This is a genomic window from Verticiella sediminum, assembly GCF_007558815.1.
In the GTDB taxonomy this organism is placed as follows: domain Bacteria; phylum Pseudomonadota; class Gammaproteobacteria; order Burkholderiales; family Burkholderiaceae_B; genus Verticiella; species Verticiella sediminum.
This window is the reverse complement of sequence record NZ_VLTJ01000022.1, coordinates 24,589-37,513: the sequence shown is the minus strand read 5'-3', so window position 1 is coordinate 37,513 and position 12,925 is coordinate 24,589. Positions and strand designations below refer to the sequence as shown.

The following is a 12,925-nucleotide window of genomic DNA, read 5'->3' as shown; positions in this document are numbered from 1 at the left end:
CCTGCCGGCGGGCCGTCTCGCGGGCTGGCGGCTCATGCCGGGCTCTCCGCCGCGCCCTGATCCGGGCTCTGGATGCGGAAGATGTTGTGCTCGGGGTCGGCCAGTACCACCTGATGCGCTTGATAGTGCGTGCGGTAGGGTGCCTTGACCACGCGCCCGCCCAGGCTGGCGCAGCGCGCGGCGTGCGCGTCGACCTCGGCCGGCGTGTCGGCGAGGAAGGTCGGATAGGCGGTCACGGCGGGACGCGCGTTGTCGCGCTGGCGGTCGGCCAGCGCGAGCAAGGGGTAGGCCGTCGTCGCATTGAATCCCAGCTCGACACCGCCGGCGTCCAGGCATCGGTAGATGCCGGTGCGCCGTTCGGCGAGCTCGCGAAATCCGAACAGCGCCTGATAGAACGCGCACAACGCGGCGATGTCCTGTGCGAACAGGTTGAGGTTGGCGAGCTTCATGCGGCTGCCTTGGCCGTGCCGGTGGTACGCCTGTGCATGGCGGCAATGTGTTCGCCCGAGGTGCAGGCGGGATGGCGCGGCGTCTCGCCGGGCGCCAGGCAGGAAGGCAGGCATTCGATGCGCGCATCGTATTCCGGGTCGTAGAAAAAGGCCGCCGAATAGCGATCCACGTCCGGCCGGGCATTGCGCACGCGGTGCAGATTGGACCGGTAGCGCTCGTTCGTCCAGCGGCCCAGCATCTCGCCGAGATTGACGACGAAGGTCCCGGGGATGGGGCGCGCGCTGACCCATTCGCCCGCCACGTTGCATACCTCCAGCCCGCCGACCTCGTCCTGGGCGAGGATGGTGATGCCGCCCCAATCGGTGTGCGCGCCCGCCCCCAGCAAGTTGCCGTGCTGCCCGGCCGGCTGTGGCGGGTAGCGCAACAGGCGCACGGTGGCCATGGGGTGCCGGTAGAAGCCTGCGAAGAATGCCGGCTCGAGTTCGAGCGATCGCGCAACCAGGCTCAGCACCCCGTCGCCCAGCCGCGTCATCTCGGCCAGGTAGCGTTCCATCACGTCGCGCATGCCGGGCAGGGCGTCGGGCCATTGGCTCGGCCCGTAGGTGGGGAGCCTACGTTGCGCGTAGGGGTGGCCAGCCGTCGGTGTCGGCCCGAAGCGGAAACTCTCTTTCAGGTCCGCCGGCGAGCCATCGTCCAGCACTTGCCGGCCGGGCGGCTCGTAGCCCCGCTTGTACGGCGAGCGTGCCTGGTCGAGGGCGAGTTTGTCGGCCTGCGGCAGGGCGAAGAAGCGCCGGCTGGCGGCGAACTGGGCGGCGATCACCTCGGCCTCGATGCCGTGATTGGCGACGTAGAAGAAGCCCGTGTCCAGGCAGGCCCTGCGCACGGCCGCGGCCGCTTCCCGGCACGCACGGCCGCTGCCGCCGGCGAGGCAGCCGACATCGATGACGGGCAGTTCGCGAACGGCCTGGGGCGGGCGGTACGGGATCATCGGCGGGCCTCGGCCGTTGCGCGATGGTACGGATGCTGCATGGTGTTCTCCTCGTGTCTATTGGGGCCGTCGTGCTGTCCCCGCTGCAAGGCGAATGCCATGTGTGCATCGGTCTTGCTGCTGATTCCGCGATGCCCTGTCCTGTTTTTTGCAACGCTGGAGCCTTCGTGAGCCTGACTTATCTCCGCCTGTTCGCCTGCATCGACGAGATCGCCCGTGCCGGCTCGATCCGCAAGGCCGCGCAGACGCTGTACATCACCCCGTCCGCACTGGACAGGCGTCTGCAGGAACTCGAACAGCAGATCGGTGCACCGCTCTTCGAGCGCCATGCCCGGGGGATGCGGGTGACCGCCGCCGGCGAGATCTTCCTGCACCATATCCGCGCGCACCGGGCCGATGCGGAGCGCGTGCGCACCGAGATCGAACAGCTCAAGGGCCTGCAGCGCGGCACCGTGACGCTGGCGGCGAGCCAGGCGCTCACGTTCTCGGTCCTGCCGGACGCCCTGAACGCCTTCCAGCGCGACAATCCAGGCATCCGCGTCGTCGTCAGGATCGACAGCCACATGGCGATCCTGCGCGCGCTGCGCGAGTTCGCCGTGGACGTGGCCGCCCTCTACAGCATGCCGCCCGCGGACGACCTGAGCGTGCTGCACGTGCTGGATCAGGGGCTGTGTGCCGTGATGGCGGCCGATCATCCGCTCGCTGGCGAACCGTCGCTGCGGATGCGCCAGTGCCTGCAGTATCCGCTCGCGCTGCCCGACGCCAGCCTGGGCCTGCGCAGCCTGATCGACGGCGTGATCGCCCGGGGCAGCACGGCGCCCCGCGTCATGCTCGAATCGAATTCGCTGGAGATGCTGCGTACCTATGTACGGGGCAACGACGCGATCAGTTTCCAGATTCCGGCCGGGGCTTCGCTCGAGCGCACGTACGACGGCGTGGTCGCCCGGCGCATCGAAGAGCGCGGCTTGGCGCGCCGGCAATTGACGGTCGCCCAGTTGCGCGGACGCCATCTGCCGCTCGCGGCGGCGCGCTTCGTCGAGGTGCTGAAGGCGCGGCTGCCGGCGTAGCGGGCGGTCCGGCGCGCAGTGTCGGAGGTTGCGATTTTCCCTAGCGGCACAGCCCGAATCCCCGCATGCCCAAGTGAAAGTGGTTCGCATGCGCGGCGTTGTATTCCGGCCCGAGCGTGTTGCCGAAGAACCGGCAGGCGGCGTCGCGCGCGGCGCGCAGAAAGCGCGCCGGGGCGTCCTCGCCCTCGCTGTTCCAGTCGCGCAGCACGCTCACGCGGCGGCCGTCCTCGAAGCGAAAGCCGGCCACGTCCAGCGCCTCGGCCGTGGCGTGTTCGCTGCGCCGGGCATTCTCGCGGTGGTAGATGTTGCGACAGGCGAAGGAGCCGTAGTGCTCGACCTGCCGCACGCGCGTGCCCAGGGTTGCCTCGGCGGCCGGCTGCAGGCCGTGGATCTCGTACAGCGTCCAGGCCAGGGCCAGCGGGCAACTGGCAACGAAGCTGGCGCTGAAATCGGTGCCGGCTCGCCGCACCCGCACGACATTCTCGAGCGGGCAGCCGGGCGCGCCGAGGTGATCGCCCAGTGCGTCGTAGCGCAGCGTGCCCTGCGGTGCGGTGTCGAGCGCCGCGCGGCATGCCGTCGGGTCGTCGCGCAGCCGGCGCAGCTTGAGCCGGGTCGCGGGCGTGACGGGGTCGCCCACGTGCAGCGCGGCCCAGGGATTCCATTCGCGCGGGATCTCCCACCAGGACTGGCGCAGGCCGAGCACGCCCAGCCCCACGAAAAGGATCAGCAATATCAGGACGCGCATCGTGCTCCGTGGCTCAAGAAAGCGTGGCCGCAGGCGCAACGCACGAAGCGCGCCCGGGCGCTGCGCCGTCGTCCAGGGCGAGGGCATCGGCGCTCGCAGCGGCCTAAACCAAAAACCCTTGCCATGCAAGACCTTCCGGGATAAAATACACGGTTCCCAGCGCATACAGCCCGGCCACCTCGACACCCGTTACCACATCCCGCCAGCCAGCGGCATCGCTGCGCACAGAGCATCGCCACTGCTGCTTCATACGGAAAGCGCCCCGGCGAACGACTCGGCGCATCGCCGCGTGCGGCAATCTTGCGGATGAGGCCATGAAACCACAGCTCACGGGCAATGGAAGGGCGGCCAGCAGAAGGCGGTCAAGCAGAACACCCGGCAGGGTTTTCATTGCGGGCCGGCGCAGGTTTGACGCGGCACGCGCCTCATCATCAGGAGCCATCCATGTGGGACACCCGCTCGACGCAGCTTTCTCGTCCCTATGCAGTCACTGGCTCTTGATGCGGGACACGTGCGGCTTCATATAGCCATAAACAAGAACGTGCGGCCCGCCCCGCGCGCGCGGCATGCGCCGCCCGCCCTGGCTTTCTGCGCCGCCCACCAGCACGAACCGAATTTGCCGCAGCCCGCGCATGCGCGGGCCGGTATTCCTATCCATCTTCCCCGTATGGCGGGGCACACGGGTTGACGAAAGCCATGGCCAAAACGACCGCAACGACCACCTCCAAGATTCCGGGCGCCGACGCCGTCGAGGCGCCGAAGCGTCCGCGCAAGACGGTGGTGAAAGCCGCGAAAGCCGCTAGCCCGGCCGCCGGCGAAGCTGCGACGAGCGCCACCACCACCAGCACCCCGACCAAGGCGACCGGCCGCCGCGGCACCAAGAGCGCCGTGCGCACCGCCACGGCCGCCGAGCGCCGCAAGGCCGAGGAAAAGCTGGCCGATCTCATCGTATCGCCCACGCCGCGCCGCCCCGGCCGCCCGGCCAAGAGCAATCCGGATGCCGATTTCGACGATCCCATAGACGGCGACGGCGACGCCGAGGCGCTGCCGGACATCAAGATCCCCAAGGGCCGCGGCAAGCGCGGCAAGGGCGATCCCAAGGACCTGATCGCGCGCGGCCCGGTCACGCCCGAAGAGTACGAGGCGCGCCGCAACCGCCTGAAGCTGCTCATCAAGCTCGGCAAGGACCGCGGCTACCTCACCTATGGCGAGATCAACGACCACCTGCCGGACGATCTGGTCGACGCCGAAGCCATCGACGGCATCATCAGCACGTTCAACGACATGGGCATCTCGGTCTACGACCAGGCCCCTGACGCCGACACGCTGCTGATGAGCGACAGCGCGCCGGTCGCCTCGAGCGACGACGACGCCGAGGAAGAGGCGGACGCCGCGCTGTCCACCGTGGATTCCGACTTCGGCCGCACCACCGACCCGGTCCGCATGTACATGCGCGAGATGGGCTCGGTCGAGCTGCTCACCCGCGAGGGCGAGATCGAGATCGCCAAGCGCATCGAGGACGGCCTCAAGCACATGGTCATGGCGATCTCCGCCTGCCCGACCACGATTGCCGAGATCCTCTCCCACGTCGAGCGCGTCAAGGCGGGCGATGCCCAGATCGACGAAGTGGTCGACGGCCTGGTCGATCCGGAAGACGGCGCCGAATACGCCGGCGCCGGTTCGTCCAGCGACGAGGACGACGAGGACGAGGCGCCCGCCGGCGGCATGACCAGCAAGCAGCTCGAGGATCTGCGCGTGCAGGCCCTGGGCAAGTTCGACGTCGTGGGCAAGAGCTTCGAGCGCATGCGCCTGTCCTACGAGAAGGACGGCTACAAGTCGGCCGAGTACATCCAGGCGCAGGAAACCATCCAGACCGAGATGATGGGCATCCGCTTCACGGCCAAGATGGTCGAGAGGCTGGCCGACACGCTGCGCGCCCAGGTCGAGCAAGTCCGCAGGCTCGAGCGCGACGTGCTCAACGCGTGTGTGAACCGTGCCGGCATGCCGCGTTCGCACTTCATCCACGCCTTCCCCGGCAACGAGACCAACCTGCAGTGGGTGATCGGCGAAGTCGAGGCCGGCCACAGCTATTCCGAGACGCTGTCGCGCCAGGTACCGGCCGTCCAGGAACTGCAGCAGAAGCTGATCGACCTCCAGACCCGCGTCGTGCTGCCGCTGAAGGACCTGAAGGAAGTCAACAAGCGCATGGCCACCGGCGAGGCCAAGGCCCGCAAGGCCAAGCGCGAAATGACCGAGGCCAACCTGCGTCTGGTGATCTCGATCGCCAAGAAGTACACCAACCGCGGGCTGCAGTTCCTCGATCTGATCCAGGAAGGCAACATCGGCCTCATGAAAGCGGTGGACAAGTTCGAATACCGCCGCGGCTACAAGTTCTCCACGTACGCCACGTGGTGGATTCGCCAGGCCATCACCCGCTCCATCGCGGACCAGGCGCGCACCATCCGCATCCCGGTGCACATGATCGAGACCATCAACAAGATGAATCGCATCAACCGCCAGATCCTGCAGGAGACCGGCGTCGAGCCCGATCCCGCCACCCTGGCGCAGAAGATGGACATGCCCGAGGACAAGATCCGCAAGATCCTGAAGATCGCCAAGGAGCCGATCTCCATGGAGACGCCGATCGGCGACGACGACGACAGCCACCTGGGCGACTTCATCGAGGACACCACCACCCTGGCGCCCTCGGATGCGGCCCTGCACGGCTCGATGCGCGACGTGGTCAAGGAAGTGCTGGATTCGCTCACCCCGCGCGAGGCCAAGGTGCTGCGCATGCGCTTCGGCATCGAGATGAGCACCGACCAGACGCTGGAAGAGGTCGGCAAGCAGTTCGACGTCACGCGCGAGCGGATTCGCCAAATAGAAGCCAAGGCCCTGCGCAAGCTGCGTCACCCCAGCCGGGCGGACAAGCTGAAGAGCTTCCTGGAAGGGCAGTGACGCCGCCGCGCGCCTGACGCGCGGGCCGATCGTGCATTGGAAATACAAGCGCCTTGTTGCGAGGCGCCCAGATTGCTGACAAAGCCCCCACTTTGCTGGGGGCTTTGTCCATCATAGCGAGCCTGCCTCGGCTTTCTCGGAGGCTGTTTAGTTGAGTCAGGCCGTCTCGGCCTGACCGGCTCGCTGCCGATAGTGAGCCGCTTCGGCTTGCCCTGGCGGAACATGCTCGATCTGCCAGGCAGTCGCTTGCGGTGGAAGTGGTTCACCTCGTCGAGCGTGGCCAGTGCCACCTGCTCGCTGCAGCGGATGCTCACGTACTGCGCGACCCGTGGTCGGAGCGATGGTCCGTTCGCACTCACGCTGCCAGGCCGTAAATTTTACCGAGATGAAATTTACGGCGGCTAATTGACCAATTTGTTGAAATTAATATTGAATAATAATCAACATATTGAATATAATCGGCTTTGACTTGGCCGTGTCGTGTCCCGGAGGGACGCGTCTTTCCCATCTTGTCTATGGTGACCGTCCTCTCGGCGGTCAGCCGTCATGCACACTCGAACAACAAGCATCCGTACCAATCAGCAATACATTGCCGGACGCTGGTGTCCGGGGGCGGGCGAACAGCATGTTCAGAAGGATCTGTTCCTGGGCACTGCATTTTCAGCGACGCATTTGTCCACACCGAAGGATGTCGATCTAGCCCTGTCTGCCGCGGCCGAGGCGGCCTCTGTCATGGCCAGCGTTCCGAGCCACACGCGTGCTGCGTGGTTGCGGCAAGCCGCTGATCGACTCGAAGGACAGCGGCGTGAGATAGCGGGAATGCTGGTTGCCGAATGCGGGAAACCATTGTCGATCGCCCTGTCTGAAACGGACCGCTCGGTCGAAACGCTACGCTTTTCTGCGGAAGAGGCGTTGCGGCTGGCTGGGGAAATGGTACCGATGGACGCGAGTCCCAGGGGCGAAGGGCATATGGGCTTCTATTTGCGCGTACCTGTCGGCGTGGTTGCCGCGATTACCCCATTCAACGCTCCTCTGAACCTGCTGTGCCACAAACTAGGACCTGCATTGGCAGCGGGCAACGCCATCGTGGTAAAGCCGGATCTGCGCGCTGCGTCGTGCGCGGCTACGGTGTTCTCCATTTTCCATTCGCTTGATCTACCGCCAGGGTCCATCGGATTGGTGCACGGAGGGCGGGAAGTCGGCGAGCAATTGATAGTCGACGAGCGCGTGAACCTGGTCTCGTTCACGGGCGGGGAAATGGCGGCCAGGTCCATTCTGCGGCAAGCGGGCCTCAAGCGGGTATCGCTCGAGCTGGGCGGTAATGCAGGCAACCTCGTGCTCGAGGACGCCGACCTGGACATGGCTGCCGAGCATCTCGCGGTCAATGCGTTCACGCATGCCGGCCAGAGCTGCATAGGTGTTCAGCGCATCTATGTCCACGATAAGGTCTACGACACCTTCATGGGGAAATTTCTGAATCGGGTGGCTGGCGTGGCGACGGGCGATCCATATGATGAGAAGACCATGGTGGGCCCGATGATCGATTCGGCGGCCGTGGATCGCCTGATGTCCTGGATTCGCGATGCCGTGGAACGTGGTGCCAGGGTGCTGCACGGAGGCACTCACGACGGCCTGATCCTCGCTCCGACGGTGCTAACCGATGTGAACCGGCACATGCGCGTCGTCTGCGAAGAAGTGTTTGGTCCCATCGTGACGGTAACCCGAATCTCTGGCGTGCAGGAGGGCATAGACGCTGTCAATGACTCCCGATACGGGTTGCAGGCCGGCGTTTTCACAGCCTCACTGAATGCTGCGCTGGCGTGCGTGCGCAAGCTGCGCGTGGGGGGCGTGGTGGTCAACGGTACGTCCAACTATCGTGTGGATCATCAACCGTATGGCGGCGTAAAGTGCAGCGGGATCGGCCGGGAAGGTCCCCGATACGCGATCGAGGAAATGACGGAGCGGCGTATGGTCGTGCTGTGGTAGACCGGGCCTGACGTATTGATTTTCAATTCATGCGAAGAATAGGGAGTCACCCTGATGTCCCCACCGATAGACAAGGTGCAATCGGACGAGAAGCTGCCGACTTTCGTAGATGTCGTGGTGATCGGCGGCGGTATCGCGGGCATTACGGCTGCACTGGAATTGGCGCGTCGCGGCACGAGTGTGGCGATCCTTGAGAAAGGCTACATCGCCGGTGAGCAGTCCGGCCGCAATTGGGGCTGGTGCCGCCAGCAGAACCGGGCCGAAGGCGAATTGCCGTTGATGAAACTCTCGCTGCAGTTGTGGGAGGGATACCAGCAGGATTTCGGTATCGACCTGGGGTTCCGCCGAACAGGCCTGGTCTATGGCACCGATAACCCGTCCGATCTGGATGCCTGGGAACGCTGGAGCAAGATGGCGTCGGGATATGGCGTGACCAGCAGAGTACTGACCGCGGCCGAGACTTCGGCATTGCTGCCAGGCAACGCCCGCAGATGGCTGGGGGGTGTGCACTCGCCCAGCGACGCCTTTGCAGAGCCGGACCGTGCGGTTCCCGCCATGGCACTGATGGCTCAGCGCCTAGGCGCTACGATCCATCAGCGGTGCGCGGTGCGCGAACTGGAATTCTCCGCTGGCCGGGTTTCCGGCGTCATTACCGAACATGGCTTGCTCAAGTGCTCCAGTGTCCTGGTTGCTGCGGGAGCCTGGTCGAACATGTTGCTGCGGCACCATGGATTCAAGTTCCTGCAGGCTTCGGTGCAATCGACTACCTTCTGCACGACGCCCGTTCAGGGTGTCTCCGAGGGCGGGGTTTCGATGCAGGACATCGCGTTGCGCAAGCGGGTGGACGGTGGGCTGACCGTCGGAATCAGCGGCTATGGCCGGCTGCATCTCTCGCCGCGGGGTGTCCAGCAGGTCAAGCCTTTCTGGCCAATGTTCCAACGCCGCCGGGCCGGCCTGACCTACTCGTTGGGCCGCTATTTCTTCGAAGGTCCAGATGCCATCAGACGATGGAGCGCCGATGGCGTCAGCCCCTTTGAAGTCGTGCGCGTGCTGGATCCGGAGCCCGAAGCCCGCCTGATTGCGCGGGGCCTGAAGGGGCTTACCGATGCGTATCCGCATCTAAAGGGTACCGTCAGCGTCGCACATAGCTGGGCCGGTATGGTGGACCAGACACCGGATTCCATTCAGGTGATCTCCCCGGTGCAGTCGACCCCGGGGCTATTCATCTCCTCGGGCTATAGCGGCCATGGGTTCGGCACCGGGCCGGGAGCGGGTCATTTGGCAGCGGACCTGATCCGGGGCGACACCCCTTGCACCAATCCGTCGCCGTTCCGTTATGAACGCATGATCGACGGGACGGATCTTAGCAAGGCAGCCAAGGCTTCGCTGATCTGAGGCTCGGCGTCGGAACGTGGCCGGGCCTGGAGTCAGATGGCGATCACCGGCGGTGACCATCTGCCCAGGTCCACGGCCGTTTTCACCGTGACGGATTCGATGGCAGGGATGCTGCCGATCAGGACAGGGTCGGCGAGACCAGATGAGGCATCCTGGCAGGCCTGCCGGTAACGCTCTCGGCTCGAGAAATAAACGATGTTGTACGCGGTGTCCGGATGCTCGGCGTCGAGCAGCATCCGACAGCGGTTGGCGCCCAGGGAAAGATAATGGTCGTTGGCGTCCCGTAGCTGGCCGATCTGCGCAGCATCTAGCGACGCCGCGCTTTTCACTGTGAAGATCACAACATACGGCAGCGTGTCCAGAGCGGGGAGGCTGCCGGGGGTTCGACGATGCGCGAACGACCAGGCTGGCTTGTCCGAAGAGGGAAGCACGAAAAGGAACAGTGCGCAGATCGTCAGCAGGAAAACGGCCGCGGCGGCGAGCGCGACGAACCCGCCGTAGTTGGCGGCGACATTCCCCCACAGAAACGAACCCAGCGACATTCCCAGGTAGAGCGTAGTCTGGTATAGCGCGAGCGACCTCGCGCGTATCCAGCCCGGCGAGGCGAGCTGGATCACATAGTTGAACGAGGAGAGCACGGCAATCCACGATACACCGACCACCAGCAGGGCCAGGAAGACCGGCCAGAAGCTGCGGAACAGGGAAATCGATACCAGCGCCAGGCAGAACAGCACCGAAAACAGGCGAGCGGACGTGTTGATGCCCCATCGCTTGCGGGCTCCATGGATCAAGCCTACGCCAAGCAGGGAGCCCAGCCCTACGGCCCCGTAAAACAGTGAGTAATCGCTGGCTCGACCGCCTTCGGTCAGTACCGGCAGCAGTGCCCATATGCTGCTGGCGGCAAGCCCGAAGACAAACGCCTCCAGCAGAACGAGCCGGATCGTGGGTGAATGGCTGGCATAGCGCAGACCGGCGATCAGGTTTCGACCAATCTCCAACCGCTTGTCTGAAGAGGCATTCCGCGGGCGGGTTGGCAGGTTGAGCTGAACGACCGTGATCAGGATCGCTATGCAAACCGCGACCAGCAAAAAGAAAGGTGGAAAGCCGATGACCAGGGTCAGCGCCCCCGCGGCAGCCGGGCCGATGGCTCGCGCGACGTTGAAACTGATGTTGTTGAGAACTAGCGCGCTGGCAATGTGTTCGTTGTGAACGATGGTACCGACGATGGACTGCCATGCCGGCATGATCAGCGACGTGCCAACGCCGGTCACGAGGAGCAGCAGGAATAGCGCCGCGAAATCGAGCGTGTGGAAAAAACTCCAGCATCCCACGACCGTGATCGCCAGGAGCTGCACGCCCATGCCGACCAGCATGACTGTCTTGCGGTTGTACGTATCGGACAATACACCGGACAGCAGCGTGAAGAATACGACGGGCAGCGTCGACGCCGTGTTCAACACGGCCACCTCCACCGGCGACGCGTTCTGTCCAACCAGCAGAATGCCGGCGATGACGACCAGCGCGCAGATGCCGTTGTTGGCGAAAAAATACGCAATCCAGATATTGCGGAAGATCCGGATGGAGAGAGGAGCCAGCGAAGATCGCAGAAGCATGATGCGATGCACAGGAACGCATGGCATCGACAACCGACGCCATGAGCGCCTGTCAGGGGGTCAGCATATAGACTTCGCGATGGATCGGTACGACTTGTTGAAATAGACGAGCGGTTTCTTGTCGAGGTCTTGCTTGGAGGCAGACAGCATCCCGCCTATGAAAATCGTGTGTGTTTGTCGCGTGATGGCTTCATGCACCGAGCATTCGATGTTGACCAGAGCATGCGTCAGCAGGGGAACACGGTATTCGCCCCAGAAGAACGAAATGCCGTCGAATCGCTTCTCGGGCTGATACGCGCACAGACGCGCGGAATCGTCGTGGGCATCCTCGGACAGAATGCTGACCCCGAACTTCCCTCGCGCGGCGATGTCATCGTGCAGAGAGCTGCTGCGGTTGATGCAGACGAGCAACAGCGGAGTGGGGTCGGCGGACAGGGAGGTTAGCGACGACACGATGATCCCCCGGGGGGCGCCATTTTCCGCCGTGGTGGTGACGGCGGAAACACCGGAGCACAGCAACCCCATAGCACCTTTGAACTCAACGGGTGTGATCATGATGTCTATGGGATGCGGATGAGATCTTCGGGGATCGTAGACAGCACCTCGGCACGGTCCTTGTGCACGATCACACAATCGATGATGCGTGCGCCGACTCGTTCCTCATGAATGAAGATGGGGGGCTCGATCGAAACAACCATGCCTGCGCGCAGGATGCCTTCGCTCTTGTCGAAGAGGCTGATGGACTCCCCCCAGGATGGCGGAAATCCAGGTGCGATGCCATAGCCCGTCACATGCAGATTGTATTGTGCAAGCCCGCATCTGCCGATGACCGCAAGCGCTTTCTTGTAGACGTCCTCAGCGCGCACGCCTTCTCGGATCATGTCGATGCAGGCCTGATTGGCCTCATGAGTGATCTCGTGCAACTGCAAAGCGCGTTGTGACGGTTCGCCCAGCGAGAAGTGGCGGGCGATGGTCGATACGTACTTGTTGAACTGTCCGCCGAACTCGATATGCATGAAATCGCCCGGCTGCAGTACGCGGTCGGAAGGCATGACGTGGGCATAGCAGGTGCGTTCGCCGGAGGCGAAGTTCATCGGGCTGGCGGGGCTTTCGCCTCCAGCCGCCATCATGTCCTTGTGGGCTTCGGCCGCAGCCTGCCTCTCCGTGATTCCGGGGCGCAGAGTGTTGCGCAGGGACTCGATGCCGATGTCGGCGATGGCCGCCGCCTTGCGGATCAGGGCGATTTCAGCGGGAGACTTGATCAGCTTGATGTTCTCGATCAGGGAAGAGGCATCGACGAATCTCTTGCCGTCAAGCACCTTCATGATCTTCTGGTAGTTGCGCACGCTCAAGTAGTAGTCGGGGAACTCGATCCCGATACGTTGATCGATGTAGCCCTGCGCAACCAGAATCTCCGTGAAAACATCGATGGGATCTTCGTACTTGACACCACCCCAGCCTCGAACGGTGTCGGCCAGGCTGTAGTCGGTGACTTCGGCCACGTCCCCCAGGCGCAGGGTATAGATGATCGGCCTGTCTTCCAACGGAAAGAATACGCACTCGAAGACCTGGTAAGACTTCGGTGCGGCGCCGATCAGGTAATTGATGTTCACCGGATTGATGACCACCAGGACATCCAGGCCCTGGCGGGCCATCTCGGCGCGCACGGCCGCTTGACGCTGTCGGAACTCGGCAAGCGTGAAATAATGCTTGGACATTTTAT

11 protein-coding genes are annotated in these 12,925 nt (G+C 64.1%); 4 read left to right on the top strand and 7 right to left on the bottom strand.

The window, feature by feature from the left end; all coding sequences use genetic code 11:
• Positions 1-32: 32 nt before the first annotated feature.
• Both FOZ76_RS10965 and FOZ76_RS10960 read right to left on the bottom strand, forming a co-directional pair.
• Complete coding sequence (locus tag FOZ76_RS10965) at positions 33-449, bottom strand: VOC family protein (protein WP_143948303.1); 417 nt, start codon at positions 447-449, stop codon at positions 33-35.
• Positions 446-1,438, bottom strand: coding sequence for an isopenicillin N synthase family dioxygenase (locus FOZ76_RS10960; protein ID WP_143948302.1), 993 nt, complete (start codon positions 1,436-1,438; stop codon positions 446-448). The genes FOZ76_RS10965 and FOZ76_RS10960 overlap by 4 nt, the downstream gene beginning before the upstream one ends.
• A gap of 167 nt (positions 1,439-1,605) precedes the next feature.
• On the opposite strand from FOZ76_RS10960, the gene FOZ76_RS10955 reads away from it, so the two are divergent.
• On the top strand, positions 1,606-2,505 hold the full coding sequence (locus tag FOZ76_RS10955) for a LysR family transcriptional regulator (RefSeq protein WP_170235392.1): 900 nt from the start codon (positions 1,606-1,608) through the stop codon (positions 2,503-2,505).
• 40 nt (positions 2,506-2,545) lie between these two features.
• Here FOZ76_RS10955 and FOZ76_RS10950 read toward each other — a convergent pair whose 3' ends face one another.
• Positions 2,546-3,250, bottom strand: a complete 705-nt coding sequence (locus tag FOZ76_RS10950) for an extensin-like domain-containing protein (RefSeq protein WP_143948300.1) — start codon at positions 3,248-3,250, stop codon at positions 2,546-2,548.
• A 103-nt stretch (positions 3,251-3,353) separates the two neighbouring features.
• Positions 3,354-3,641 carry a hypothetical protein gene (locus FOZ76_RS10945; RefSeq protein ID WP_143948299.1) on the bottom strand — a complete coding sequence of 96 codons (288 nt, stop codon included), beginning with the start codon at positions 3,639-3,641 and terminating at the stop codon, positions 3,354-3,356.
• A 305-nt stretch (positions 3,642-3,946) separates the two neighbouring features.
• On the opposite strand from FOZ76_RS10945, the gene rpoD reads away from it, so the two are divergent.
• The 3 genes from rpoD to FOZ76_RS10930 all read left to right on the top strand — a co-directional run bounded on the left by rpoD (position 3,947) and on the right by FOZ76_RS10930 (position 9,589).
• On the top strand, positions 3,947-6,208 hold the full coding sequence (gene rpoD, locus FOZ76_RS10940) for an RNA polymerase sigma factor RpoD (RefSeq protein ID WP_143948298.1): 2,262 nt from the start codon (positions 3,947-3,949) through the stop codon (positions 6,206-6,208).
• Positions 6,209-6,754: 546 nt separating this feature from the next.
• Complete coding sequence (locus FOZ76_RS10935) at positions 6,755-8,194, top strand: aldehyde dehydrogenase family protein (protein WP_143948297.1); 1,440 nt, start codon at positions 6,755-6,757, stop codon at positions 8,192-8,194.
• 54 nt (positions 8,195-8,248) lie between these two features.
• Entirely contained in the window at positions 8,249-9,589 is a 1,341-nt protein-coding gene (locus tag FOZ76_RS10930) for an NAD(P)/FAD-dependent oxidoreductase (protein ID WP_143948296.1), read from the top strand.
• Between the two features lie 32 nt (positions 9,590-9,621).
• Here the strand turns inward: FOZ76_RS10930 and FOZ76_RS10925 are convergent, their stop codons facing one another.
• The 3 genes from FOZ76_RS10925 to FOZ76_RS10915 are packed head-to-tail and all read right to left on the bottom strand — an operon-like array spanning position 9,622 to position 12,920.
• A complete protein-coding gene (locus FOZ76_RS10925) occupies positions 9,622-11,202 on the bottom strand; it encodes an MFS transporter (protein ID WP_170235391.1) in 1,581 nt (526 codons plus the stop codon).
• 60 nt (positions 11,203-11,262) lie between these two features.
• Positions 11,263-11,757 (bottom strand): flavin reductase family protein, encoded by a 495-nt coding sequence (locus FOZ76_RS10920; protein WP_143948294.1) that lies wholly within the window; start codon positions 11,755-11,757, stop codon positions 11,263-11,265.
• Positions 11,758-11,762: 5 nt separating this feature from the next.
• Positions 11,763-12,920, bottom strand: coding sequence for a M24 family metallopeptidase (locus FOZ76_RS10915; protein ID WP_143948293.1), 1,158 nt, complete (start codon positions 12,918-12,920; stop codon positions 11,763-11,765).
• Positions 12,921-12,925: the final 5 nt, after the last annotated feature.

Excerpts from the sequence above, each read along its gene's own strand:
- FOZ76_RS10965 (WP_143948303.1), bottom strand. The coding sequence starts at position 449 with ATGAAGCTCGCCAACCTCAACCTGTTCGCACAGGACATCGCCGCGTTG.
- FOZ76_RS10960 (WP_143948302.1), bottom strand. The coding sequence starts at position 1,438 with ATGATCCCGTACCGCCCGCCCCAGGCCGTTCGCGAACTGCCCGTCATC.
- FOZ76_RS10950 (WP_143948300.1), bottom strand. The coding sequence starts at position 3,250 with ATGCGCGTCCTGATATTGCTGATCCTTTTCGTGGGGCTGGGCGTGCTC.
- FOZ76_RS10945 (WP_143948299.1), bottom strand. The coding sequence starts at position 3,641 with ATGAAAACCCTGCCGGGTGTTCTGCTTGACCGCCTTCTGCTGGCCGCC.
- rpoD (WP_143948298.1), top strand. The coding sequence starts at position 3,947 with ATGGCCAAAACGACCGCAACGACCACCTCCAAGATTCCGGGCGCCGAC.
- FOZ76_RS10935 (WP_143948297.1), top strand. The coding sequence starts at position 6,755 with ATGCACACTCGAACAACAAGCATCCGTACCAATCAGCAATACATTGCC.
- FOZ76_RS10930 (WP_143948296.1), top strand. The coding sequence starts at position 8,249 with ATGTCCCCACCGATAGACAAGGTGCAATCGGACGAGAAGCTGCCGACT.
- FOZ76_RS10925 (WP_170235391.1), bottom strand. The coding sequence starts at position 11,202 with ATGCTTCTGCGATCTTCGCTGGCTCCTCTCTCCATCCGGATCTTCCGC.
- FOZ76_RS10920 (WP_143948294.1), bottom strand. The coding sequence starts at position 11,757 with ATGATCACACCCGTTGAGTTCAAAGGTGCTATGGGGTTGCTGTGCTCC.
- FOZ76_RS10915 (WP_143948293.1), bottom strand. The coding sequence starts at position 12,920 with ATGTCCAAGCATTATTTCACGCTTGCCGAGTTCCGACAGCGTCAAGCG.